The sequence below is a fragment of the Nonomuraea roseoviolacea subsp. carminata genome (assembly GCF_024172185.1).
Taxonomy (GTDB): domain Bacteria; phylum Actinomycetota; class Actinomycetes; order Streptosporangiales; family Streptosporangiaceae; genus Nonomuraea; species Nonomuraea roseoviolacea.
The window spans coordinates 5,066,465-5,090,808 of sequence record NZ_JAMZEC010000001.1; the positions used below are offsets into that span (position 1 = coordinate 5,066,465).

Genomic DNA, 24,344 nt, shown 5'->3' on the forward strand with positions numbered 1-24,344 from the left:
GGCGGGCCGGGCGTCGGCAGGCTCGCAGCGGGGCTGCTTCGCGACCGGCTGCCTCAGGCGGCGGGGGACTCGTCCGGGGCGCCGTCGCGGCTGCCCAGCAGGCGGCGGAGCGACTCCAGGCGGGCCGGGTCGGCGTGCCCGGCCGCCACCCACGCGTCCAGGGCGCACCCGTCACTCAGATGCGTGCAGCCCTTGGGACAGGTGACCGTGCCTTCCACCAGGTCGGGGAAGCTCGCGAGCACCGTCTCGACCGACACGTGGGCCAGGCCGAAACTGCGCACGCCGGGCGTGTCGATGATCCAGCCGCCCTCCGGCAGCTCCAGGGCGACCGCCGACGTCGAGGTGTGGCGGCCGCGGCCGGTCACCGCGTTGACCTGGGAGACCGCTCGGTTGGCGTCCGGGACGAGCGCGTTGACCAGGGTCGACTTGCCCACCCCTGAGTGGCCCACGAGCACGCTGAGGCGGCCCTCCAGGTGCTCGCGGAGCTCGTCCAGCGAGCCGCCCTTGCGCACCACGACGTGCGGGACGCCGAGCGGCCGGTAGAGCGCGAGCAGGTCGTCGGGCGGCGCGAGGTCGGACTTGGTGAGGCAGAGCAGCGGCTCGATCTCGGCGTCGAACGCGGCGACGAGGATCCGGTCGATCATCCGGGGCCGCGGCGGCGGGTCGGCCAGCGCGGTGACGATGACGAGCTGGTCGGCGTTGGCCACGATCGGCCGTTCGATGCCGTCGGTGTCGTCCGTGTCGTCGGCGGAGCGCCGCAGCATCGAGGTGCGCGGCTCCACCCGCACCACGCGGGCCAGCGTGTCGGCGTGCCCCGACACGTCGCCGACCAGCGCCACCCGGTCGCCCACCACGATGCCCTTACGGCCCAGCTCGCGGGCCTTCATCGCGACGACCAGGCGCGAACGCTGCTGCGCCCCGCGCTTGGCGGCCGAACCCCTGGGCCGCTCCGTCTCGACCAGCGCGGTGTAGCGGCCCCGGTCGACCGCCACGATGAACCCTTCGACGGCGTCCTCGTGCGCAGGCCGGATACGGGTCCGTGGCCGTGACCCCTTGCCCGGCCTGACCCGCACGTCGTCCTCGTCGTACTCCCGCTTCCTCAGCGGTCTTCACCCCTGCGATCGTTCCTGCATGCCTCCAGCGGCCCCCAAGCCCGGAGCCCGGGCGTCGAGGCCGCACGTCCTGCGCCGTCCTCCAGCCCGCCGGACGCGACCGACGACACCCTCCGTGCCGTCCCGCGCGTGCGGGGAGAGGCCGTGGACACCGTCTCACGCGCCTTCAGCGCCGGGGACGACGCTGTATGCGCCTTCCCCCGTACGACGGGCGCATGCAACGTCTCCGCGCCCGTAGCGGCCATGCGTGATGCCGCCGTGCGTGTCCCCTCGCCCTCCCCGAGGAGGTGGGATGCCGACGGGCGCCGCGTGGTCACCCTGGGGCCGGGCGCGTTCATTCCGCGCCCAGCATCGACGCCCACATGGCCGTGAACTCCGGGAGGGTCTTGCCGGTCGTCGCGATGTTCTCGACCTCGACGCCCGGCACCGCGAGCCCGATGACCGCCCCGGCCGTGGCCATGCGGTGGTCGTCGTAGCTGTGGAAGAGGCCGCCGCGCAGCGGGCGCGGCCGGATGATCAGGCCGTCGTCGGTCTCCTCGGCGTCGCCGCCGAGGCGGTTGATCTCGGTGGCCAGCGCAGCGAGGCGGTCGGTCTCGTGGCCGCGCAGGTGCGCCACCCCGCGTACGCGGCTCGGTGAGGACGCCAGCGCGGCCAGGGCGGCGATCGTGGGCGTCAGCTCGCCCACCTCGCGCAGGTCGGCGTCGATGCCTTCGATCCGGCCCGAGCCCGTGACCGACAGTGCGCCGTCGTCGCCCAGGTGGACGGTGGCGCCCATGTCGGTGAGCAGGCCGCGCAGCGCGTCGCCCGGCTGCGTGGTGACGGCCGGCCAGCCCGGGACCGTGACCGTGCCTCCCGTGACCATGGCCGCGGCCAGGAACGGGGCCGCGTTGGACAGGTCGGGCTCGACCGTGAGGTCGCGTGGCGCGATGGGGCCGGGCTCGACCCGCCACACGTCGCGCTCGCCGTCGTCGACGCGCACGCCCGCCGCGCGCAGCATCTGCACGGTCATGTCGATGTGCGGCTGCGACGGCACCGGCGGGCCGGAGTGGCGGATCGTGACGCCCTTCTCGAAGCGCGCCGCCGTGAGCAGCAGCCCCGAGACGAACTGGGACGACGCCGACGCGTCGATCGTGACCTCGCCGCCCGCGACCGGGCCGCCGACCGTGAAAGGCAGCGCGTCGCCCTCCACGCGGGCGCCCAGGGCGCGCAGCGCGTCGAGGATCGGGCCCATCGGACGCTTGCGCGCGTGCGGGTCGCCGTCGAACGTCACCGGGCCGTCGGCCAGGGCCGCCACCGGCGGGACGAACCGCATCACGGTGCCCGCCAGGCCGGCGTCGACGTGCGCGCCGCCGCGCACCGGGCCCGGGGTCACCCGCCAGTCGACCGAGGCCGAGGTCTCGGCCATCGGCTCCAGCATCGCGCCGAGGGCGCGCAGGGCGGCGACCATGAGGTCGGCGTCGCGGCTGCGCAGCGCCCTGCGCACGGTGCCGGGACCCTCGGCGAGGGCGGCGAGCACGAGGGCGCGGTTGGTGACCGACTTGGAGCCGGGCAGCTCGACGGACGCGGCCACGGGGCCGGTGGCGACGGGAGCGGGCCAGTGCTGAGCGGGCATGGGTCCAAGCCTATCGGGCCAGGGGCGGAGCGGCCGTCGTCCTGGCCGAGGGCGGGCCGCGGGCAGGGTGGGCGGCACGGACACAGGTCGAAGATGCGGTGGGAACACGCGAGCGAAAGCCGTACGTGGCAATGTGGGGGCATGTGCGGTAGATACGCGTCGGCGCGCAAGAAGCACGAGCTGCTGGAGGAGTTCCAGGTCGAGCTCGACGGCGACCCCGACAAGGAGCTGGGCGCCGACTACAACGTGGCCCCGACCAAGAACGTCTACGCCGTGCTCAGCCGCGTGCCCAAGGAGGCCGAGCGGGCGGTGCGGCAGCTCAGGATCGTGCGATGGGGGCTGGTGCCCGCCTGGGCCAAGGACCCGTCGATCGGCTCACGCATGATCAACGCCCGGGCCGAGACGCTGGCGGAGAAGCCGTCGTTCCGGCAGGCGTTCGCCAAGCGCAGGTGCCTGCTGCCCGCCGACGGCTACTTCGAGTGGATGCCGGTCGAGGGCGACGACGGCAAGAAGCGCAAGCAGCCGTACTTCATCCGCCCGGACGACGGCGGGGTGCTGGCGATGGCCGGCCTGTACGAGTTCTGGAAGGACCCCTCGCGCGAGGACGACGACCCGCTCAAGTGGCTCGTCACCTGCACCGTCATCACCACGGACGCGGAGGACGAGCTGGGCCGCATCCACGACCGGATGCCCATGATGATCGAGCAGGACCGGTGGGCCGAGTGGCTCGACCCCAAGCTCACCGACACCGGGACCGTCTCGGGGCTGCTGGTGCCCGCGAGTCCCGGCCGGCTGGCGGCGATCCCCGTCTCCACCGACGTCAACAACGTCCGCAACAACGGCCCGGACCTCATCAAGCCGCTCCCGCCCGAGGAGGCTCCCGCCCTCTTCTGAAGGTGTAAAAGCCCGGTCAAGTGGGCATTCGGTGAGGAAAGCGGTGCATTCGCTTACTACGAGTCACCGCCACCACATTGCCCCCCAAGCTCCGCGCGGGACAACCGGGGAGTCCCGCCGCGGGTTGCCGTCATTCACCCGGAGGTGCGGATCCGTGGAGGTCACGTCCGCTCGCCAGCGGCTGCAGCAGATGCTCGCCGACCTCGACCGTTCGATCGGCGTCTTACGAGGGGATCCCCTCTCGGTCGACGACCGCTCGCCGGCCGACGCCGGCTCCGACCTCAGCGACGCCGACCGCGCCCAGGCCATGCTGACCGTCGCCACGACGCAGCGGCGGGCCGTCCTGGACGCGCTCAAACGCCTCGACGAGGGCACGTACGGCCGGTGCGTCGACTGCGCCAAGCCGGTGCCCGAGGGCCGGCTGGAGGCGCGTCCCGAGGCCGCGCGGTGCGTGCAGTGCCAGGGGAAGCGCGAACGCCGCCGCTGAGCGCCGGGGCGCGGGTCAGACCTTGCGGGCGCTGGCCACCAGGTGGATGCCGACCGTGTCGTCGTCGTCCGGGTGCGCCTCCAGCTCCGTGCGCACCAGCCAGTTCAGCGCGCGGGTGCCGGAGCCGAGCACGTGGTCGACCGTCGAGGGCGACAGCACCGTGCGCGGACGCACCCACTCCACCTCAAGCCCCGCACCCATGACGAGCTCGCGCAGCTGCGCGCTGCTGAAGCAGCGGGTGATGCTGCCGTCGGGCCACGGCACGAGCATGACCTCGCCGGTCTGGCGCAGGTGCTGCCACTGGCCCTGCTCGGCCAGGATCGCCATGCCCAGCACCAGCGAGTCGACGCAGACCAGCGCGCGCCCGCCCGGCCGCAGCACGCGCGCCACGTCGCTCATCACCGACTCGGCCATCAGCTCGATCGACATGGCCCGCTCCTCGGCGACGACCGCGTCGACGCTCTCGTCCGGCAGGAACGACAGGTCGTCGGCGCGTACCTGGCGCACCTCGCCGGCCTCGTGGCCCGGGGCGTCGGCCTCGCGCAGCCACGGCTGGCCGTCCACGGCCCGCAGCCTCGACTGGGGGTCGGCGACCCGCCGGAAGTCGAGCACCTCGATCACGCGGTGCCCGGCCCTGGCGAGCTGGCCGGACCACCGCCCGCGCCCGCCGGACAGGTCGAGCACCGTGGCGGGTGCGGCGGGAAGCCACCGGCTCAACTGCTCGGCCACGACGGCACGGTAGAAGGTCCAGTACGGTCCGAGCGTCCCTGAGCCGTTCAGTTCCTCGGCCGGAATGGGCAGCACACGCGACTCCTGGGTTCCGGAAAATGGCTACCAGCCGGTACGTATGGTTTTCCCCGCACCGGGTCGTTCGTCACCTTCCATCTTGCGGGAACAGACGCGGGCACGGGCGTGTTGCGACGAGCATGCTCACACTCTTGGACCCGCTCCCCGGTGGCCGGGCGCCGCAGGACGAGCGGGTATTCTCCCCTGAGTACGGTGTCCCGGCACAACCGGCCACCGGTGATCTTAGGGGGGTGGGCCTGGTGCCCGCGACAGGCGCGGAGACTCTCGAGCAGCGCGGCGAGCGGTTCGAGCGCGAAGCGATGCCGTATCTCGAGCAGCTCTACAGCGCGGCGCTCCGGATGACCCGCAACCCATCCGACGCCGAGGACCTGCTCCAGGAGACCTTCGCCAAGGCGTTCGCGTCCTTCCACCAGTTCCAGGAGGGCACCAACCTCAAGGCCTGGCTGTACCGGATCCTGACGAACACCTTCATCAACAGCTACCGCAAGAAGCAGCGCGAGCCCAAGCAGTCGGGCACCGAGGAGATCGAGGACTGGCAGCTCGCCCGCGCCGAGTCGCACACGTCGAGCGGCCTGAAGTCCGCCGAGGTCGAGGCGCTCGAGCACCTCCCCGACGGCGACATCAAGGAGGCGCTGGCCGCGCTTCCCGAGGAGTTCCGCATCGCGGTCTACCTCGCCGACGTCGAGGGCTTTCCGTACAAGGAGATCGCCGACATCATGGGCACTCCGATCGGCACCGTCATGTCGAGGCTCCACCGCGGCCGCAGGCAGTTGCGGGCGCACCTGGAGGACTACGCACGCGAGCGTGGCCTTGTCCCCGCGGAGGGTTCCAAATGAGCTGCGGCAACCCGCACGAGACCGACTGTCGTGAGGTGCTCGACAAGGTCTACGCCTACCTCGACGGCGAGCTCGAGGAGGGCGACTGCGTCGACATCCGCGTCCACCTCGACGAGTGCGGCCCGTGCCTGAAGGAGTACGACCTCGACAAGGTGGTCAAGCAGCTGGTCGCCAAGCACTGCGGCTGCGACCCGCTGCCCGGCGACCTGCGGTCCAAGGTTCTCGCGCGCATCGCGCAGGTGAGAGGCGAGCTGGCCGACTAAAATCCGGCCCATGCGCGTGCTCGTCACCGGTGGTGCCGGTTTCATCGGGTCCAATCTCGTCGATCGGCTGCTGGCCGACGGGCACGAGGTCGTCGTGGTGGACGACCTGTCGTCCGGCGACCGCGACAACCTGGCCGGCGCCCTGACCAGCGACCGCTTCCGGCTGCGGGTGCTCGACGTGTGCGATCCCGCGCTGGCCGACCTGGCCGCCGAGGCCCGGCCGGAGGTGGTCTGCCACCTGGCCGCGCAGATCAGCGTCCGCCGCAGCGTCGCCGACCCGGTCCACGACGCCCGGGTCAACGTGGTGGGCACCGCGTCGGTGCTGGCCGCCGCCCACGCCGGCGGCGCGCGCAAGGTGGTCTTCGCCTCCTCCGTCGCCGTCTACGGCCGTCCCGCCACGATCCCGGTGCCGGGCGACGCGCCGACCGACCCGCGCTCGCCGTACGCGGCCTCCAAGCTCAGCGGCGAGACCTACCTCGCCACCTTCCGCGCCCTGCACGGCATCGAGTGCACGACGCTCGTGCTGTCCAACGTGTACGGCCCGCGCCAGTCGCCCGAGGGCGAGGCCGGCGTGATCGCGATCTTCACCGACGGCCTGCTCAGCGGCACCCCCACGGTCGTCTACGGCGACGGCGGCCAGACCCGCGACTACGTCTACGTCGACGACGTGGTCGACGGGTTCGTCCGGGCGTGCGGCCAGGCCGGCGACGGCCGCAGGTTCAACCTCGGCACCGGCATCCAGACCACCGACCGCAGGCTGCACACCCTCATCGCCGACGCGGCGGGCCGGCCGGACAAGCCCGGGTTCGCGCCGCCCCGGCTGGGCGACCTGCCCGCCATGGCGGTCGATCCGGTGCCCGCCTACGACGGGCTCGGCTGGCAGCCGCGCACCGACCTCGCCACCGGCCTGAAGGCCACCGTCGAGTGGGCCAGGAGTCGCCGGGGGTAGCCGGTTGATTACGCTTTGCTTGCGATTCGTGACTCCGCGGGTGCGATGCCCCGGCGTTCTGTAGCGTGAGCCCCAGGAATCAAGGGGGAGGCACAGCGGATGTCGAAGACATGGATCGCCCGCCTGATCACGGGTATCACGTTGATCGCTCCTGTCGCGCTGCTGATCACGGGCGGGGGGCTCATCCCGCCCGGGGTCTCGTGGACCTGAACCGGCCGTGAGAGGCCGCAATGCGTGAACTGTCGTGGCCCGCGAGGGCCTACCTGGTCACCGTCATCGCCCTCGGGGTCGGGGTCGTCGCCCACAGCGCGACCACCCTCGGGCAGGCGATGGCCCCCGGCCACCTGGGCACCGAGGAGCTGGGCACGCTGCTCGTGCTGGCCCTGCTGTTCCTCGTGTGCGAGTCGATGCCGACCCTGCTCAACGTGGAGCAGTTCGCGGTGTCGGTCAGCTTCTCGGCCGCGCTCGCGGCCGTGGTGCTGCTCGGGCCCGAGGGCACGGCGCTCGTCGGGTTCACCGCGGTGTTCAGCGTCCGGCCCGGGCTGCCGCTGGTCAAGCGGCTCTTCAACGGCGCGCAGTTCGCCATCTGCGGTCACGCGGCCGGCTGGGTCTACGTACGGCTGGGGGGCCGCATCGGGGTGCCGGAGGTGCACGCCTTCGACGACCTGATCGGCCCCTACGTCGCGGCCACGGCGGTGTTCGTGCCGCTGAACATCCTGCTCACGCTCACCATGATCCGCCTGGCGACCGGGGTGCGGGCCGTGGAGGTCCCGATGCGGGGCCTGGCCCAGTTCCTGCTGTCGTACCTCGGGTACGGCACGTTCGGGCTGCTCGTGGCCGGGCTGTGGGCGACCGTGCAGTCGATCTCGGCGGTGCTGGTGCTGGTCCCGCTGTTCGTCGCCCGATGGGCGTTCGGCCAGTACCACGCCCAGCAGCGCTCGTACGACGCCACCATCGCGGCCCTGTGCCAGGCGGTGGAGACCAAGGACTACTACACCCGGGGCCACTGCACCCGCGTGTCGGCCGCCTCCAGCATGATCGCCCAGGAGATCGGCATGGGCCAGGAGCGGCTGCGGGCCATCCGCTACGCGGGCATGCTGCACGACGTGGGCAAGCTCGGCGTGCCGACCAAGGTGCTGCAGAAGGAGGGGCCGCTCACCGAGGAGGAGTTCGCCGCGATCCAGCTCCACCCCATGCGGGGGCTGGAGATCGTGCGCGGCATCGACTTCCTCGACGAGGCGTACGCCGGGATCATGCACCACCACGAGCGCCACGACGGCCGGGGCTACCCCATGGGGCTGGCCGGCGACGAGATCCCGGAGTTCGCGCGGATCATCGCGGTGGCCGACGCGTTCGACTCGATGACCTCCGACCGCTCCTACCGGGGCGCGCGGCCGGTCGAGGTGGCCGTGGAGGAGCTGCGCAAGAACGCGGGCACCCAGTTCGACCCCGTCATGGTCAGCGCCTTCGTCAAGGCGCTCGAACACCAGCCGTGGCAGCCGCCCCGCCGCGTCGAGCCGCCGCCGCCCGACGCCGACGAGGCCGCGGTCAAGGACCACGACGACCCGACGATGCCCATCGAAGTGGTGAGCGGGCCGTGAGCCGGGCCTTCCAGGGCCTCGACTCCGGTCAGCTCCTGCTGATCTGCGCGGCCGGGCTGGTCGCCGTCGCCGGGGTGGCGCACACGGCCGCCACCCGGCTCGACCATCCCGAGATCGCCGTCGGGTTCGGCGCGCTCATCGCGGTGGGAGAGCTGGCCCGGCTCACCATGCCGGGCAACCGGGAGGTGGCGCCCATCGGGGCCGCCGCCGCCCTCGGCTACACGCTGCTGCTCGACCTCAGCCAGGACCAGCTCCGCCACTCGGCGCTCCAGGTCGTGGCGGTGATCGCCGTCGGCATGATCGCCGGAGCGCTGCCGCACCTCGCGGTCGGCCGGCCGCCGCGGCTCGACGCGATGGCCCGCCGGCTGCTCACCGGCGCGCTGCTGGCCTTCGCGTTCCGGCCGCTGGCCGACCCGCTGTTCAAGCTCACGCAGGGGCCCGACCCGACGTGGTGGCCGGCGCTCGCGGTGATGGTGGTGCTGATCGCCGTCACGCTGCTGGTGGACGTGCTGATCGCCGCGCTGCTGCGGGCCGAGCAGGTGCGCACCGCCTTCCGGGTCGCGGTGCGCGACGAGCTGAACATGGCCTTCCCGCTGGGCGCGGCGGTGGCCGCCTCCGGCGTGCTGCTCGCCCTGGCCACCCACAGCATGGACCTCGTCGCCCTGCTGGTGTTCGCGGCGCCGCTGCTGGTCACGCAGGTGGCCTTCCGCAAGTACGCGGGGATCCGCGCCACCTACCTGCAGACCGTACGCGCGCTGTCGCGCGTCACCGAGGTCGGCGGGTACGTCGAGCCGGGCCACTCGCGCCGGGTGAGCCGCCTGGCCGTGGCCATCGGCCGGGAGCTGGGGATGGCCGAGCCGGAGCTGCTGGAGCTGGAGTACGCCGCGCTCATGCACGACATCGGCCAGCTCTCGCTGCGCGACCCGATCCCCGGCGGCGCCACCGTGCTGGCCGACCCGGAGCAGGCCCGGCGCATCGCCGAGCTGGGCGCCGAGGTCATCAAGCAGACGGGCGTGCTGGACCGGGTGGCCGACGTGGTGCGCCGCCAGTGCGACCCCATCGGCGACGACCCGCCGCTGTCGAGCCGCATCATCAAGGTCGCCAACGCCTACGACGACCTGGTCGGCGGTTCCACCGACCGCGACCGGGCGGGAGCGGCGCTCGAACGCGTCCGCCTGGCCGCCGGCACCGCCTACGACCCGGCCGCCATCGAGGCGCTGTCGCGGGTCATCGACCGCCTCGCCGCCGTCCACCGTCTCTGACGCCGCGCACCCGTCTCTGTCGTCGCCAACCGTCCCCGAGCCCCGGCATCATCCCAGCGGGCGCCCCAGGGCCGCCCCAGCCGCGCCGGAGGGCCACCCCAGCGCCGCCTCAGCGCGGCCCCAGCCCCGCCCCAGCGCCGGCGCACGGCCGGACCGGGCGGCGAGGGCGTCCGCTCGTCCGACCCCTATAGCCCGAACGCGCGCATCCTCGTTCCCGGTGCGTTCCGGATCGTCCGCCATTGTGGGATTCCTACAGATCGCGCTCTCCGGATCGGTCGTTTCAGCGGAACGGGCGCGAGACACGCCGCCCGTAAGGTGGGCGGCGTGCTTACTGAGACGCTCGGACCCGTTCTGGTCGCCAACCGAGGGGAGATCGCACGGCGGATCATCCGCACGGTCAAGCGGATGGGCCTGCGCGCCATCGCCGTCCACTCCGAGGCCGACGCCGACCTGCCGTTCGTGCGCGAGGCCGACGAGGCCGTGCTGATCGGCCCGGCCAACCCCGCGCAGAGCTACCTCGACGCCGGCAAGGTGCTGGAGGCCGCGCGCGCCACGGGAGCGCGCGCCGTCCACCCCGGTTACGGCTTCCTCGCCGAGAACGCCGCGTTCGCCCGCGCCGTCGTCGAGGCCGGTCTGGTCTGGATCGGCCCGGCGCCCGAGGCGATCGACCGGATGGGCGACAAGATCAACGCGCGCAACCTGATGGAGGACGCCGGCGTGCCGGTGGCCGCGGGCACCCGCGAGCCCGTCACCGACCTGGAGCTGGCGCAGAAGGCCGCCTTGGACATCGGCTACCCGGTCATGGTCAAGACCGCGGGCGGCGGCGGTGGCATCGGCATGAGCGTCGCCCACGACGAGGAGGCCCTGGCCAAGGCGTACGAGCAGGCGGCCAGGGCGGCGGCCCGGTTCGCGGCGGCCGCGGCCGAGGGCGGCGAGGGCGACGCGCTGGCCGGTCCCGCGATCCTGCTGGAGCGCTACATCGAGCGGGCCCGCCACGTCGAGGTGCAGATCCTCGGCCTGCCCGACGGCACCGTCGTGGCGCTGGGCGAGCGCGACTGCTCCGTGCAGCGCCGCCACCAGAAGGTGGTCGAGGAGTCACCGTCCCCCGGCATCACGCCGGAGCTGCGCGAGCGCATGCTGGCCGCCGCCGTGCGGGCCGGCGAGGCGGTGGGCTACCTCGGCGCCGGCACCGTCGAGTGCCTGGTCGACGCCGACAAGCAGGACTTCGTCTTCCTGGAGATGAACACCCGCCTCCAGGTGGAGCACCCGGTCACCGAGCTCGTCACCGGGCTCGACCTGGTGGAGCTCCAGCTTCGGGTGGCCGCCGGAGAGCAGCCGGAGGTGCGTCCCGAGGTGCGCGGACACGCCTTCGAGTTCCGCGTCTACGCCGAGGACCCCAAGCGCTTCTTCCCCGGACCTGGCAAGATCACCGCGTGGACGGAGCCCGCCGGCGAGGGCGTGCGCGTCGACTCCGGCTACGAGGAGGGCAACACGGTCACCCCGTTCTACGACCCCCTCATGGCCAAGCTCTGCGTCCACGGCGAGACGCGCGGCCAGGCGCTGGAGCGGGCCCGCGAGGCGATCGCCGGTTTCACCGTGGAAGGGCCGAAGAACAACCTGCCGTTCTGCGCCGAGCTGCTGGACGAGGCGGAGTTCGCCTCGGGTGACTATGACACCGGGCTGGTCGGCCGGATGCGCGGCGGGCGCGCATGACATCCTTGGATCTGTTGAAAGAGGGGAGTCCCGGTGGCTGAGGTACGCGCCGAGATGGTGGCGAACGTGTGGAAGGTCGTCGTCAAGGAGGGTGACACGGTGTCGGACGGCGACACCCTGGTCATCCTCGAGTCGATGAAGATGGAGATCCCGGTCATCACCGAGGACGACGGCGTGGTGAGGCAGCTCAAGGTCAACGAGGGCGACGTCATCCAGGAGGGCGACCTGATCGCCGTCATCGAGTAGTCGCGCGCTCCACGAACGCGGCGCGGTCGACCACCACGCGCTCGATCGTGCCCCGGCCGACGAGCCTGTCCCTGCCGCGTGCCTCGAACGCGAAGACCAGCCGCTTGCCGTCGACCTGGGTGAGCTCGGTGGTGAACTGGACGTGCGCGCCCAGCGGGCTCGGGGCCAGGTGCTCCAGCTCCACCCGGGTGCCGACCGTGCTCTGGCCGGGCGCGAGGTGGGGGCGCACGGCCTGGACGGTCGCCATCTCGGCGAAGGCGAGCAGCTTGGGCGTGGCGAGCACCGGCACGTCACCGCTGCCGACCTTCTGAGCCGTGTCCTCGCGCTCCACCATGATGAGCAACTGGGAGCGGAGACCGGGCGCGATCGTCATGACGCCAGCGTACTCACGACCGACCGGCGCGCGGTCTGGGCGCCGACGACCGACCGCCGTGGCGGGCCGTCGCGTGAGGGTGATCACGCGACGTCAAGGCATGCTGATCTCGTCAATCCCCGGACAAGTGCGGCCTCCAGGCCGCAGGATAGGGTTTGTACGGCTTGTGTGCGTTAAGTGGCGTCTGGGATTTCTGAGTCGTACACTCTCGGAATTCCGTGACCTCTGCGTGATCTCACCGCGACACAAGTCCGCTTTGTTGGAGAGCCCCGGGGTGGGAGAGGTCGCAGAGGCGAAGGGGTAACGGGGGATTCATGGTGGCCCAAGGGACGACGCTGGCGGGGCGGTATCGCCTGGATACCCGCATCGGCGCCGGCGGCATGGGCGAGGTGTGGCGGGGCGAGGACGTCGTGCTGGCCCGCACCGTCGCCGTCAAGGTGCTGCTCCCGGGCCGCATGGACGACCCTGGCTTCGTCGCCCGCTTCCAGGGGGAGGCGCGGGCGATGGCCACGATCAACCATTCGGGCGTGGTCGACGTCTACGACTACGGCGTCAGCGGCGACACCGTCTACCTCGTGATGAAGTTCGTGGACGGCGAGCCGCTCGACCGGCTGCTGGCCCGCCTGGGCCGGATCCCGCCCCAGGCGGCGATGGAGCTGATCGCGCAGGCCGCGGCGGCGTTGCAGGCCGTCCACGAGCAGGGCATCGTGCACCGCGACGTCAAGCCCGGCAACCTGCTCGTGCAGCGCGACGGCACGCTCGTGCTCACCGACTTCGGCATCGCCCGGTCCGACCTCGCCAACCGCCTCACCGACGCCGGCATGGTGCTCGGCACGGCCGCCTACTGCGCGCCGGAGCAGGCCGAGGGCGCTCCGGTGACGCCCGCCGTCGACATCTACGCGCTCGGCGTCGTGGCGTACGAGTGCCTGGCCGGACAGCGTCCCTTCGACGGTGACAGCGCCGTCACGATCGCGCTCAAGCACATCCGGGAGGCGCCGCCCCCGCTGCCCGCGGACATCCCGCCGGCGGTGCGGGCGCTGGTGGAGTGCGCCCTGTCCAAGGACCCGGCGCGACGCTTCCCCACGGCCAAGGCGATGAGCGAGACGGCCCGCCAGATCGCCAACGGCCAGACGCCGGCCCTGCCGGGCCCGACGCCGCACGTCACCGGGGCCACGATGGCCGCGCCCACGCATCCCGGCCCGACCGGCGCCCCTCCCGCCGCGGGCCACCCGACCGGCGCGCACCCCCAGGACGGCTACCAGACCGGCGCCCACCAGAGCGGCTACCAGACGGGAGCCCAGCAGGCCGGCTACCCGGCAGGCGCCCAGCCGGGCGGCTACCAGACCGGGGCTCACCAGGCGGGGGCTCACCAGGGCGGCTACCAGGCGGGCGCCCACCACTCCGACGGCTACCCGCAGACCGGCGCCCACGAGTCCCAGCAGCCTCCTCAGGGGGGCGGTCAGCGCACGGGCGGCTTCCAGGCCCAGGACGCCACCACCGTCGCCCATCCCCGGCAGGGCAGGCGCGGCGGGAAGGCGCCGCGCAGGGGCGGCCTGATCGCGGGCATCGCCGCCGCGGTGGTGCTCGGCGCGGGCGCCGGCGCCGTCGCCCTGACCGGCCTGAACACCGTGGACGACCCGCCCGTCCCCACCGCCACGGCGGCGAAGGCGGGCTCGGAGACCTCCGACACGCCCAAGGCGACCAAGACCAAGCCCACCAGGACCCCCAAGTCCAGGCCGTCGACCCACGAGCCTGTCCCGACGCGGGAGACCGAGACCGAGGAGCCGGCGGCGACGGAGGAGCCGACCCGGGAGCCCACCAGGTCGCCCACACCCACGCCGTCCACCACCAAGAAGACGCCCACGCCCACACCCACGCCGGCGGTCACCAGGAGGGCCGTGCCGCACGTGGTGGAGATGCCCTATCCGCAGGCGCGGGCGGCCATCCAGAACGCCGGATTCACGGTCAAGTACGACGACCAGACCCGGGGCGCGGTGCCGCTGGACTGCCTCAGGGTCGGCGAGTCGATCCCCGAGGCCGGTACGCAGCTCGCCCTCAAGAAGCCCGTCACCCTGGTGCTCATCGAGGGCGGCACCTGCCCCTCCGGCAGCCCCACGCCCACCGGGGCCACGTCCCCGTACAAGAACTAGCGGGCCTCACACCCCCGTCGTGTTGCGCGGGTAGGCGATCTCGGGGTCGGTGGCGATGTTGACCATGTACGGCACGCCGGAGTCGAAGGCGCGGCGCAGCGCGGGCCCGATCTCCGAGGGCCTGGTCACCAGCTCGCCGCCGCCGCCGAGCGCCGTGACCACCTGGTCGTAGCGGCACTGCGGCTGGAGGTCGGCGGCCACGTCGTAGCCGTACAGCATGCGCATGGGGTGCTTCTCCAGGCCCCAGATGCCGTTGTTGCCGCAGACCATGACGACGGGCAGGCGGTGGCGGACGAGCGTGTCGACGTCCATGAGCGAGAAGCCGGCCGCGCCGTCGCCCATGAGCAGCACGATCTGCGCGGACGGCCGGGCCAGGCGGGCCGCGATGGCGTAGCCGAGGCCGGTGCCGAGGCAGCCGTAGGGGCCGGGGTCGAGCCAGTTGCCGGGGCGGCGCGGCTCGACGTACTTGCCGGCGTAGGAGACGAAGTCGCCGCCGTCGCCGATGACCACGGCGTCGTCGTCCAGCACCTTGCCCAGCTCGCCGTAGATGCGCATCGGGTGGATGGGGTCGGAGTCGGCGGCGAGCAGGTCGGCGTCGCCGGCGATGGCGGCGGCGGCCGCGTCCGCCAGGCGGGACACCCAGGCGGCGTGGTGGTCGGGCTTGACCCCGGCCTCGCCGCAGGCCGCCGTGAGGCCCCAGAAGACCACGGAGAGGTCGCCGGCGGCCGAGGCGACCGGCTGCATGTGGGTGGCGAGCTGCGACGGCGCGTCGGCGATGTGGACCACCTTGGCCAGCGGGGCGCCGTCCTTGCCGCCGAACCAGCCGTAGCCCAGGCGGAAGTCGAGCGGCGTGCCGACGACCACGACGAGGTCGGCCTGGGAGAAGGCGAGGCCGCGGGCGCGGGTGACGAGCAGGTCGTGGCCGGCGGGCAGGATGCCACGGCCCTGGCCGTTGGGGATGACGGGCAGCCGCCAGGTCTCGGCGAAGTCGCGGGCGGCCTCCTCGGCGCGCTCCATCCACACGTCCGACCCGTAGACGAGCACGGGACGCTCGGCCTCGGCGATCAGGCGGGCGATGGCGGCCAGCGAGTCGGGGTCGGGCTCCAGCGGCGAGGGGGTCTGCGTCTCGACCTCGTGGACGGTGGACGGCGAGAACAGGTCGTCCATGTGCATGTCGAGGAAGACGGGGCCGCGGTGGGGCGCGACGGCCGTGCGGAAGGCCACCTCGACGTCCTGGCCGAGCGTCTCGGCGTCGCTGGAGGTGAAGGCCAGCTTGGTGATCGGGCCGAGCAGCGGCGGGTGGTCCATCTCCTGCAGGGCGCCGCTGCCCCAGCGCGAGCGCGGCGCCCGGCCGCCGAGGACGACCACGGGGGAGCCGTTGAAGTGGGCCGTGGCCACGCCGCTGACGCCGTTGGTGACGCCGGGGCCCGCGGTGAGCACGGCCAGGCCGGGTTTGCGCGTCAGGCGGGCCGTGGCCTCGGCGGCGAACACCGCGCTCTGCTCGTGGCGTACGTCGAGGATGCGCATCCCCTCGTGGACGGCGCCGTCGTACAGGGGGAAGACATGCCCTCCGGACAGGGTGAACATGGTCTCGACGCCGTAGGCCTTGGACACGGCGACGGCGGCGTCACCGGCGTGCTTCGCAGACTCCATGCGGGGAACTTACCAACCAGTCACACGAGTAAACAGGAAGCAACGAAGGACGGCGGGTCAGTCGCAGCAGATGTCGACCAGGCCCTCGGGCACCGAGGCGATGATCCGGCGCGGCGCCCCGGTCTCGCGGCGGACGTCCAGGTCCATGTTGGGGGCGTCGGCGGTCACGTCGTAGGTCGCCTGGCGCGGCACCTCGACCATGACGGTCCCGGACGTCCGCACGACCGCCCGCACCTCGGCCGGGGGCTGGCGGAAGACCAGGTGGACGCCGCCGGAGCCGACCTCCACGTCGGCCCGCTCGCCGCCCAGCGTCCGGGCCTCGACGTCGCCCGATCCGCTTCTGACGTACAGGTCGCCGGCGACGCCGTCCACGTGCACGTCGCCGGAGACGGAGGTCACCCGCACCCTCCCGTGGATCCGGGCCAGGTTGAGGGGCGCGGTGGCCGTGGTGGCCTCCAGGGAGGACTCGGGCGGCACCAGGATGTTGTAGCCGACCTCGCAGATGCGCGCGCGCATCCGCTCGGTGCCCGCGCAGTCGGCGCTGAGCCGCAGGTTGCCGGCGCCCCACTCCTCCTTGACCGCGGGCTTGCGGTCGGACCAGCGGACCCACCGCTCCACGAGGACCTCCCCGGCCTCCCCGGTGGTGACCGACACGTCGGCGACGCCCTCGTCGATCGTCAGCCGCACCTGGGAGCCCTGGAAGGGGAAGGAGCTCTGGGAGGTCTCGCTGGGCTGCTCGGCGTCCGCGAACCCGTGGAAGAGCAGCGCCGTGGAGATGATCAGCCCGGCGACCGTGAAGATCGTGCCGGCCGTCAGCCAGGCGGCCCTCACGGCGTGCTCCTGACGTCGAGGAAGCGCAGGACGGCCAGCACGCGCCGGTGGTCGCCCTCGGCCGGGGCGAGGTCGAGCTTGGCGAAGATGTTGCCGATGTGCTTGCCGACGGCGCCCTCGCTGAGGACCAGCTCCTGGCCGATGCCGGCGTTGGAGCGGCCCTCGGCCATCAGCTTGAGCACCTCCCGCTCGCGGGGCGTCAGCCGGTCCAGCGGGTCGCTGTGGCCGCGCAGGAGGAGCTGGGAGACCACCTCGGGGTCGAGGGCCGTGCCGCCCGCGGCCACGCGGCGCAGCGCGTCCATGAACTCGGCCACGTCCGCCACCCGGTCCTTGAGCAGGTAGCCGACGCCGCCGGCCGCGGAGGACAGGAGCTGGGCGGCGTAGCGCTCCTCGACGTACTGCGACAGCACGAGCACGGCCAGGCCGGGCTGCTGGCGGCGCAGCACGAGCGCGGCCCGCAGGCCCTCGTCGGTGTGCGTGGGCGGCATCCGCACGTCGGTGACCACGAGGTCGGGCCGGTGCTCCTCGGCGGCGCGCAGCAGCCCCTCGGCCTCGGCGACCGCGGCCACCACCCGCATGCCGGCCGCGTCGAGCAGCCGCACCAGCCCCTCGCGGAGCAGCACCGAATCCTCCGCCAGCACTACTCGCACGGCAGCTCCACCTCGATCGTCGTCGGCCCGCCGGGCGGGCTGGTCAGCCTGAACGCGCCGTCCACCGCTCCCACGCGCTGCGCCAGGCCACGCAGGCCGGTGCCGGCGTCCAGTGTGGCACCGCCGCGCCCGTCGTCGTGGACGCGCACGCGCAGCAGCTCGCCCTGGCGGGTCACGGTGATCTCGGCCAGCGACGCGGCGGCGTGCTTGGCGATGTTCGTCAGCGCCTCCGAGACCACGAAGAACGCCACGGCCTCGATCGTGGGCGTCGGACGGCGGTCGATGCGGACGCGCAGCCGCACCGGGACGGGGGCGCGGGCCGCGACGCCGGACAGCGCCGCGTCGAGGCCCTGGTCGTTGAGCACGGCCGGGTGCAGGCCGCGGACGAAGTCGCGCAGCTCCTTGAGCGCCTGCTTGGCCTCCTCGTGGGCCTGCGCGATGGCCTGGCGGGCCGGCTCGGGCAGGTCGGTGAGGGTGGCCCGGGCCAGGCCGAGGTTCATGGCCAGGGACACGAGCCGCTGCTGGGCGCCGTCGTGCAGGTCACGCTCGATGCGGCGGCGCTCGGCGTCGGCGGCGTCGATCACCCCGGCCCGGCTCTCGGTCAGCGTCTCGATGCGCCGGTCGAGCTCGGAGCGGCTCGGGCCGAGCAGCATGTGGGCCACCGCCAGGTCCAGGGCGGCCATGCCGCGCGCCAGCAGCGGCGCCGCCAGCAGCAGGGCCGCCCCCACGGCCGTGTAGGTGCCGGCGATGACCGGGTCGCGCAGATCGAACGGGAACACCAGGGGCGGCGGCTGGAACCGCGGCTGGGCGAAGGCCGACAGCCCCACCAGGGCCCCGCCCCAGCCGACGCCCACGAGCAGCGCGCCGACGGCGCTGACGGCGGGGGACAGCAGGTGGTAGCCGAGCTGGCGCCACGTCGAGGCGACGCGCCAGCCGCCGGGCTCGCCGATGCGCGGGATGTGCGCGCCCTGGAACGCCGCGAACCGGGAGCGCTGCACCCGGGTGAACGCGGGCAGGCCGCGGCGCAGCCCGCCCGGCACGACGGCCAGCACGAGCGTCAGCACGCCGAGGACCACGGCGACCGGCAGGCCGGTCATCACGTGCGCCGTGTCCAGCCAGGCCCGCGCCGACCAGGGCCGGGGGACTTTCATGCCCCCAACGGTATTGATCCCGGCCGCTCGCGCGACAGGGGCCTGGTGTGCGCTCCGGGGGTGGGGTTTGCCCCACCCCCGGCGGGAGCTCACAGGGGCGGTACGGACCAGCCCTTCTCGTGGAAGAGCGGCGCGTGCTCGGCGTTGACGAACAGCCGGTCCTCGGGATTGGGGACGCGGAAGTAGCTCTGCGGGTGCAGCAGCTCGCGGGCGTCGTCCGACAGGTCCAGCACGTACCGGTCGGGCGCCCGGCGCTGGGCCAGGAAGCGCAGCTCGAACGGCAGGATCGCGAGCGGGTCCGCGTGGTCCCACAGGCCGAGCCCGCTCTCGCGGGCCTGCCGCACCGCTTCGCGGGCGCGGCCGAGGGCTCCCGCCTCGCCGATCGAGCGGGCCGTGCCGGGCGGGGGCACCGCGTCTGCCACGCGGCCCTCCTGGCGGACGAACGGGTCCACGTTGGGCCAGATGAAGTACGGGATCACGTGCCCGGCCGCGAGCAGCCGCTCGTTGTACGGGTCGGGGCGGGGCCGGTCGCGCTGGTCGCGGTTGACGTAGCAGAGCAGGCGGCCGTACCGGTCGAGGATCTCGTACCCGAAGGCGAGCCGGAACTTGAACGTGGCGTCGGTGAGGCCCTGCTCGGCGATGTCGGCGGCGATCATGTCCTTGAGCGCCTGGGTGGCGGGCGCGGCGTGGGCGGCGTGGTTGGCGGCGGCGCGCGGGCCGAGCCGGGCGGTGAGGTTCGCGCGCAGTGCCGTGCGGAGCGACAGCTCGGGCAGGCCCTTGGCGAAGGGATCGGTCAGGAACGTCGTCCAGGCCGGATGCTCGATCTTGACGAAGCCACCGGGGAAGTCCGGGAAGTCGGGGCTCTGGGGCAGCTCGAAGCTGACCTCGGGGGCGTCGACGCCCAGCATGCGGACGCCGAAGTTCCCGTCGGCCGCGATGTTGATCGTGTCGCCGTCGTGGACGATCTTGTCCACGGGTTCGGCCTGGCCGTTGCGCCGGGCGAGGAGGCCATGGCCCACCGTGATGCCGGGAACGGGTTGTTCGATCGCCTTTGCCATGCCTGCATCATCACCCTGTTCGGCCGACAAGTCCCGCGATATCCCAACCAATGGCGCACCATGGTCATCTCATGGATGAGTCAAGCGAACGGGGAGGTCCAGATGATCCAGACGGGGATGGCCGTGCTGGCCCTTGCGGGGGTGCTGAGCGGCGGCGGAGGGCTGCCGAAGGGGTTCCTCCCCTCGGAGACGCACCCGCCGGCGACCGAGGGGGAGGCGTACAAGGTCAGCGACTCGCTCAAGCGCCCGCTGGCGCTCAACCCGTGCTTCCGCGCCGAGCCGTGGGACACGGGCCGGGTGGCGGCGCGCAGCGTCGTCCACGAGAGCGCGAGCCAGATCGACTACGAGCAGCTCGTCCTCTACAGGAACACGGCGGCGGCCGAGCGCGCCATGCGGGGGCTGCGCGCCCAGCTCGCGCGCTGCGCCGATGTGGGCCAGGGCATCAAGCGTCACCGGTACTTCACCAAGCCGCTCGACGTGGGCGACGACGGGCTGCGCGCGGGCGGGCGCTTCTACGAGAGCGGCGAGCAGGCCGTCGTCGTCCGGCGGGGCGCCGCGGTGTACGTGGCGGGCGCGGCCGGCGAGCCGGTCTACCCGAGCAGGTCGCTGCCCCTCGGCCGCTTCCGCGAGCTCGTCGGACGGGCGGAGCGGATGGCCGAGAAAGTGTGCGAGCTGCCCGAGGCGTCCTGCCGCTAGGCACGGGTCAGGGGAGCGGCCCGAGCCGCCGCTTGAACGCCGTGGAGTCGAAGCCGCCGCCCAGCGTCATCGCGAGCCCGCGCCTCGCCTCCGCGGCGAACTCCTCGGGGCCCAGCGCGCCCATGCCCTCCGGCAGCACCCCGGCCAGCGGGCGCGCGGCCAGCATCTCCAGGTCGGCCACGTTGCTCAGCTCGGCCGCGCCCGGCTCGGCCGGCCAGGAACCGATCACCACGCCGGCCAGGCCCAGCCCGCGATGGGCCATGGCCTCCAGCGTGAGCGCCGTGTGGTTGAGCGTGCCGAGACCGGCGCGGGCGACGACCAGCACCTGCGCCCGCAGGGCGCGCGCCAGGTCGGCGATCGTGCCGCCGTCCTCGTCGTAGCGCACCAGCAGGCCACCCGTGCCCTCGACCAGCACGAGCCGGTGGGACTCGGCCAGCTCGCCGATCCGCCCCGCCGCGGCCTCCAGCGACACGGGGGCGACGCCGCCGGCCCGCGCGGCGGCGGCGGGCGACAGGGCGGCGGGGTAGCGGGCCAGCTCGAACGTCGTCGTCACGCCGGACAGCCGGATGACGTGGTCGAGGTCGCCCGGCTCGCCGGGGGCCGCGCCGGTCTGGGCCGGCTTCACCACGGCCACGCTCGAACCGCGCAGGCGCGCCAGCGCGGCCACGGCGGCGGTGACGACGGTCTTGCCGACCCCGGTGTCGGTCCCGCTGACGACGAGCACACTCACGCCTCAAGCCTAGGGTCTCGGGGACCCCGGCGACGGCTCACACGGGGCCGTGACGGCGGCCGGCCCCGTGCGGGTCAGAGGCCGTCTCCCTGGAGGCCCCCAGCCCCGTACGGCGGTCGGCGGCCTGCTCGGCTGTGCCGTGACAGGAACGAGGAGTCAAGGACGACGAAGGCGCGTGACGAACTTGTACCGGTCACCGCGATACAGAGACTGGGCCCACTCGACCGGGTTGCCGTCGGCGTCGAAGGCGTGGCGCGTCAGCAGCAGCATCGGCAGGCCCACGTCCACCCCCAGCGCCTTGGCGTCGTACGGCGTCGCGAGGACCGTCTCGATGATCTCCTCGGCGTCCGTGAGCCGCACGTTGTAGGCGTTGTGCAGCGTCTCGTACAGCGACGAGTGGACCTCCAGCTCGCGCCGCAGCCGGGGGAAGCGGCGCGCCGACAGGTGCGTGGTGTCGATCGACACCGGCTCGCCGTTGGCCAGGCGCAGCCGGTGGATGCGCAGCACGCGCCCGCCCGGGTTGATCGCCAGGCGGCGGGCCAGCGCCTCGTCCGCGGTGATGTAGCCGATCTCCAGTATCTTCGTGTCCGGCTCCAGCCCGGCGGTGCGCAGGTCGCCGATGTACGAGGTGAGCTGGAGCACCTGCGCCACCTTCGGCTGGGCGACGAACGTGCCCTTGCCCTGGATGCGCAGCAGCCGTCCCTCGACCACCAGCTCCGTCAACGCCTGCCGCACGGTCGTGCGCGAGGTCTCGAACCGCACGGCCAGCGTCCGCTCCGGAGGCAGCGCCGTGCCGGCCGGGAGGCTCTTGGTGAGCTCGAGCAGGCTCCGCTTCACGTCGTAGTACTTCGGTACGCGAGGGCCGTCGTCCGTCACGCTCTCACCTTCACTTCTGCCACGGCGGTGAGGGCGTGTCGGATCACCGCTAGATCATCGGAACTCAGATTGGCCCGAGCGGTCAACCGCAGGCAAGAGCGGCGTTCCGGCGCCGGGGGCGGGAGGAGGCGTCGGCGCAGCTCGGGTTGATGGAGAAGGATATCCATCGCGGCGCGGGCGGCCGCAACCGAGGCCGGTACGAGGCCGGTGCCGACGCCGTACGATGGGGCCCGCTCGCCCAACGTCTCGATCACCTCCGGCTCTCCAGGACCGTTTCCCCTGGATGGGGCCGCCTGGGACAGTGTGACGGTTCTCACAATGTGAGATTCCCGGAAAAGGCTGGTTGAGTGCACCGAACCGGGGGGCCGGTTTGGTCGTACGGCCGGACAGCACGCATGATGCAGTGTGCCCACTCTCAGCGACCTCGTCGTCCGCCACACCTCTCTCGACGCGGCGGACCTCGAATGGCTGCACTCGCTGGTCTCCGACTGGCAGTTGCTCGCCGACCTGTCCTTCGCCGACCTCATCCTGTGGGCCCCGCTGCTGCCGCCCGCCGCGGAGGCCGGCGGCGGCGAGGGACGCGCCGAGAACGGCCACGGGGAGCGCTACGGCGGCGGCTGGATCGCCATCGCGCAGATGCGCCCGACGACCGGCCCGACCGTCTACCACGACGACGTCGTGGGCACCGTCGTCGCGCGCGGCGAGCGCCACCTGATCGACACCGCCTGGAACGAGCGGCGCATCTGCCGCGAGGGCGACCCCGACTGGTCCACGGGCGTCCCCGTGCGCGAGGAGACGATCCCCGTGCGCCGGATGCTGCCCGACGGGCAGGGCCGCTTCCTCGCGATCATCCAGCGCTCCACCAACCTGTCGTCGGCCCGCACGCCGTCGCGCCTGGAGCTGACCTACCTCCAGAGCGCCTCCGACCTGGCGCAGATGGTCGCCGAGGGCCGCTTCCCGTTCTCCGGCGACGAGCCGATCCTGGTCCGCTCGCCGCGCGTGGGCGACGGGCTGCTCAGGCTCGACCGGGGCGGCCGGGTGACGTACGCCTCGCCGAACGCCCTGTCGGCCTACCGGCGGCTCGGCCTGCACGCCGACCTCGTGGGCGCGGAGCTGGGCCGGGTGACCGCCACCCTGTGCTACTCCGACGAGCCGATCAACGAGGACCTGATGATCGTGGCCAGCGGGCGGGCGGCCAAGGAGACCGAGGTCGAGTCCGGCGGCACGATCGTGCAGTTGCGCGCCATCCCGCTGATCGTCGGCGGCGGGCGCATCGGCGCTCTGGTGCTCATCCGCGACGTGACGGAGCTGCGGCGGCGCGAGCGCGAGCTGATGACCAAGGACGCGACGATCCGCGAGATCCACCACCGCGTCAAGAACAACCTGCAGACCGTCGCGGCGCTGCTGCGGCTGCAGGCCAGACGCCTCCAGGTGCCCGAGGGGCGCGAGGCGCTGGAGGAGGCGGTGCGCAGGGTCGGCTCCATCGCGATCGTCCACGAGACGCTCTCGCACGCGCCGGAGGAGTTCGTCGACTTCGACGACATCGCCGACCGGGTCATCGCGATGGCGGGAGAGGTGTCGGCCGCGGAGTCCGCGGTCACGCCGCGCCGGGTCGGCGCGTTCGGGGTGCTGCCGTCCCTGATCGCCACGCCGCTGGCGATGGCGCTGACCGAGCTGCTGCAGAACGCGCTCCAGCACGGCCGCCCGAGGCGGCTGCAGGTCGTGGTGGAGCGGGTCGGGCCCGGCGACGACCGGCTCAACGTGACCGTGTGGGACGACGGTCAGGGGGTGCCCGAGGGGTTCGACCTCGACAGCTCGACGAGTCTCGGGCTGCAGATCGTGCGCACGCTGGTGGAGGGGGAGCTGTCGGGCAAGCTGTCGATCGGGCCGCGTGAGGGCGGCGGCACGGAGGTCATGCTGTCGATCCCGCTGCCCGCCGGGTGAGGCCCGCGCGAGGCCCGGGGCCGGTGGGAAACGGCCGCGCCCGCCGCGGTGTCGCGGCGGGGGACTGGCGGCCGTACGGATCGCTTCGAGGGCTGCGGGACGCGCCGGGGGGCGACTGCCGGGGGCAGGGGCTCCGGGGACGGGGTGTCGCGGTCGGGTGGGGTCAGGCGGAGGCGCGGGCGCGGGCACGGGCCGTGCGGCGCTTGAGCGCGCGACGCTCGTCCTCGCTCATGCCGCCCCAGACGCCGGCGTCCTGGCCGGACTCCAGGGCCCACTTCAGGCACGCGTCCATGGCCGGGCAGGAACGGCAGACCTGCTTGGCCTCCTCGATCTGCATCAGCGCGGGGCCGGTGTTGCCGATCGGGAAGAACAGCTCGGGGTCCACGTCACGGCAGGCAGCTCGGTGGCGCCAGTCCATGCGTCCACTCCTTAGTAGATGGAGCCGGTGGT

At 73.2% G+C, this 24,344-nt stretch carries 24 protein-coding genes; 12 read left to right on the forward strand and 12 right to left on the reverse strand.

Annotated elements, in window-relative coordinates; genetic code table 11:
• Positions 1–53: 53 nt before the first annotated feature.
• Positions 54–1,103, reverse strand: a complete 1,050-nt coding sequence (gene rsgA, locus HD595_RS23620; RefSeq protein ID WP_253781282.1) for a ribosome small subunit-dependent GTPase A — start codon at positions 1,101–1,103, stop codon at positions 54–56.
• Between the two features lie 343 nt (positions 1,104–1,446).
• Entirely contained in the window at positions 1,447–2,724 is a 1,278-nt protein-coding gene (gene aroA / locus HD595_RS23625) for a 3-phosphoshikimate 1-carboxyvinyltransferase (RefSeq protein ID WP_253772498.1), read from the reverse strand.
• 141 nt (positions 2,725–2,865) lie between these two features.
• On the opposite strand from aroA, the gene HD595_RS23630 reads away from it, so the two are divergent.
• The gene (locus tag HD595_RS23630; protein WP_253772500.1) at positions 2,866–3,618 is read left to right on the forward strand and encodes an SOS response-associated peptidase; all 753 of its coding nucleotides are present in this window, start codon (positions 2,866–2,868) and stop codon (positions 3,616–3,618) included.
• A 154-nt stretch (positions 3,619–3,772) separates the two neighbouring features.
• Complete coding sequence (locus HD595_RS23635; protein ID WP_253772503.1) at positions 3,773–4,105, forward strand: TraR/DksA family transcriptional regulator; 333 nt, start codon at positions 3,773–3,775, stop codon at positions 4,103–4,105.
• Positions 4,106–4,120: 15 nt separating this feature from the next.
• Here HD595_RS23635 and HD595_RS23640 read toward each other — a convergent pair whose 3' ends face one another.
• Complete coding sequence (locus HD595_RS23640; protein ID WP_253772505.1) at positions 4,121–4,909, reverse strand: class I SAM-dependent methyltransferase; 789 nt, start codon at positions 4,907–4,909, stop codon at positions 4,121–4,123.
• A 122-nt stretch (positions 4,910–5,031) separates the two neighbouring features.
• Between HD595_RS23640 and HD595_RS23645 the strand changes: the two genes are divergently transcribed.
• From HD595_RS23645 to HD595_RS23675, 7 genes are all read left to right on the forward strand, one after another.
• Entirely contained in the window at positions 5,032–5,748 is a 717-nt protein-coding gene (locus HD595_RS23645; RefSeq protein ID WP_420540718.1) for a sigma-70 family RNA polymerase sigma factor, read from the forward strand.
• Positions 5,745–6,011 (forward strand): mycothiol system anti-sigma-R factor, encoded by a 267-nt coding sequence (gene rsrA, locus HD595_RS23650; RefSeq protein ID WP_253772507.1) that lies wholly within the window; start codon positions 5,745–5,747, stop codon positions 6,009–6,011. The genes HD595_RS23645 and rsrA overlap by 4 nt, the downstream gene beginning before the upstream one ends.
• Positions 6,012–6,021: 10 nt before the next feature.
• Positions 6,022–6,960, forward strand: coding sequence for an NAD-dependent epimerase/dehydratase family protein (locus tag HD595_RS23655; RefSeq protein WP_253772510.1), 939 nt, complete (start codon positions 6,022–6,024; stop codon positions 6,958–6,960).
• Between the two features lie 230 nt (positions 6,961–7,190).
• Positions 7,191–8,561: an HD-GYP domain-containing protein gene (locus tag HD595_RS23660; protein WP_253772512.1), complete on the forward strand. Its 1,371-nt coding sequence runs from the start codon at positions 7,191–7,193 to the stop codon at positions 8,559–8,561.
• Positions 8,558–9,823 carry an HD-GYP domain-containing protein gene (locus tag HD595_RS23665; RefSeq protein ID WP_253772514.1) on the forward strand — a complete coding sequence of 422 codons (1,266 nt, stop codon included), beginning with the start codon at positions 8,558–8,560 and terminating at the stop codon, positions 9,821–9,823. Before HD595_RS23660 ends, HD595_RS23665 begins: the two co-directional genes overlap by 4 nt.
• Positions 9,824–10,147: 324 nt before the next feature.
• Positions 10,148–11,536: an acetyl-CoA carboxylase biotin carboxylase subunit gene (locus tag HD595_RS23670; RefSeq protein WP_253772516.1), complete on the forward strand. Its 1,389-nt coding sequence runs from the start codon at positions 10,148–10,150 to the stop codon at positions 11,534–11,536.
• 33 nt (positions 11,537–11,569) lie between these two features.
• Positions 11,570–11,782: a biotin/lipoyl-binding carrier protein gene (locus tag HD595_RS23675; RefSeq protein WP_253772518.1), complete on the forward strand. Its 213-nt coding sequence runs from the start codon at positions 11,570–11,572 to the stop codon at positions 11,780–11,782.
• Here HD595_RS23675 and HD595_RS23680 read toward each other — a convergent pair.
• A complete protein-coding gene (locus tag HD595_RS23680) occupies positions 11,772–12,155 on the reverse strand; it encodes a thioesterase family protein (RefSeq protein WP_253772520.1) in 384 nt (127 codons plus the stop codon). The two genes, HD595_RS23675 and HD595_RS23680, sit on opposite strands and share 11 nt — an antisense overlap.
• Before the next feature lie 314 nt (positions 12,156–12,469).
• On the opposite strand from HD595_RS23680, the gene HD595_RS46010 reads away from it, so the two are divergent.
• A complete protein-coding gene (locus HD595_RS46010) occupies positions 12,470–14,305 on the forward strand; it encodes a serine/threonine protein kinase (protein WP_301309576.1) in 1,836 nt (611 codons plus the stop codon).
• A gap of 6 nt (positions 14,306–14,311) precedes the next feature.
• On the opposite strand, the gene HD595_RS23690 is transcribed toward HD595_RS46010, so the two are convergent.
• The 5 genes from HD595_RS23690 to HD595_RS23710 form a co-directional block, all read right to left on the reverse strand.
• Positions 14,312–15,958 carry an acetolactate synthase gene (locus HD595_RS23690; RefSeq protein ID WP_253772522.1) on the reverse strand — a complete coding sequence of 549 codons (1,647 nt, stop codon included), beginning with the start codon at positions 15,956–15,958 and terminating at the stop codon, positions 14,312–14,314.
• A 57-nt stretch (positions 15,959–16,015) separates the two neighbouring features.
• Positions 16,016–16,789: a DUF4097 domain-containing protein gene (locus HD595_RS23695; protein WP_253772525.1), complete on the reverse strand. Its 774-nt coding sequence runs from the start codon at positions 16,787–16,789 to the stop codon at positions 16,016–16,018.
• Complete coding sequence (locus HD595_RS23700; protein WP_253772527.1) at positions 16,786–17,439, reverse strand: response regulator; 654 nt, start codon at positions 17,437–17,439, stop codon at positions 16,786–16,788. The genes HD595_RS23695 and HD595_RS23700 overlap by 4 nt, the downstream gene beginning before the upstream one ends.
• On the reverse strand, positions 17,430–18,590 hold the full coding sequence (locus tag HD595_RS23705; RefSeq protein WP_253772529.1) for a sensor histidine kinase: 1,161 nt from the start codon (positions 18,588–18,590) through the stop codon (positions 17,430–17,432). Before HD595_RS23705 ends, HD595_RS23700 begins: the two co-directional genes overlap by 10 nt.
• Positions 18,591–18,679: 89 nt before the next feature.
• On the reverse strand, positions 18,680–19,648 hold the full coding sequence (locus HD595_RS23710) for a thermonuclease family protein (RefSeq protein ID WP_253772531.1): 969 nt from the start codon (positions 19,646–19,648) through the stop codon (positions 18,680–18,682).
• Between the two features lie 102 nt (positions 19,649–19,750).
• On the opposite strand from HD595_RS23710, the gene HD595_RS23715 reads away from it, so the two are divergent.
• Positions 19,751–20,344: a hypothetical protein gene (locus HD595_RS23715; protein ID WP_253772533.1), complete on the forward strand. Its 594-nt coding sequence runs from the start codon at positions 19,751–19,753 to the stop codon at positions 20,342–20,344.
• Between the two features lie 7 nt (positions 20,345–20,351).
• Here the strand turns inward: HD595_RS23715 and bioD are convergent, their stop codons facing one another.
• Together bioD and HD595_RS23725 are read right to left on the reverse strand one after the other, a co-directional pair.
• Positions 20,352–21,074 (reverse strand): dethiobiotin synthase, encoded by a 723-nt coding sequence (gene bioD, locus HD595_RS23720; protein ID WP_253772535.1) that lies wholly within the window; start codon positions 21,072–21,074, stop codon positions 20,352–20,354.
• Between the two features lie 156 nt (positions 21,075–21,230).
• Positions 21,231–21,950 carry a GntR family transcriptional regulator gene (locus HD595_RS23725; protein WP_175604581.1) on the reverse strand — a complete coding sequence of 240 codons (720 nt, stop codon included), beginning with the start codon at positions 21,948–21,950 and terminating at the stop codon, positions 21,231–21,233.
• Between the two features lie 405 nt (positions 21,951–22,355).
• Between HD595_RS23725 and HD595_RS23730 the strand changes: the two genes are divergently transcribed.
• Positions 22,356–23,894, forward strand: coding sequence for a sensor histidine kinase (locus HD595_RS23730; RefSeq protein ID WP_253772537.1), 1,539 nt, complete (start codon positions 22,356–22,358; stop codon positions 23,892–23,894).
• Positions 23,895–24,057: 163 nt separating this feature from the next.
• Here the strand turns inward: HD595_RS23730 and HD595_RS23735 are convergent, their stop codons facing one another.
• On the reverse strand, positions 24,058–24,312 hold the full coding sequence (locus tag HD595_RS23735; RefSeq protein WP_253772539.1) for a WhiB family transcriptional regulator: 255 nt from the start codon (positions 24,310–24,312) through the stop codon (positions 24,058–24,060).
• Positions 24,313–24,344: the final 32 nt, after the last annotated feature.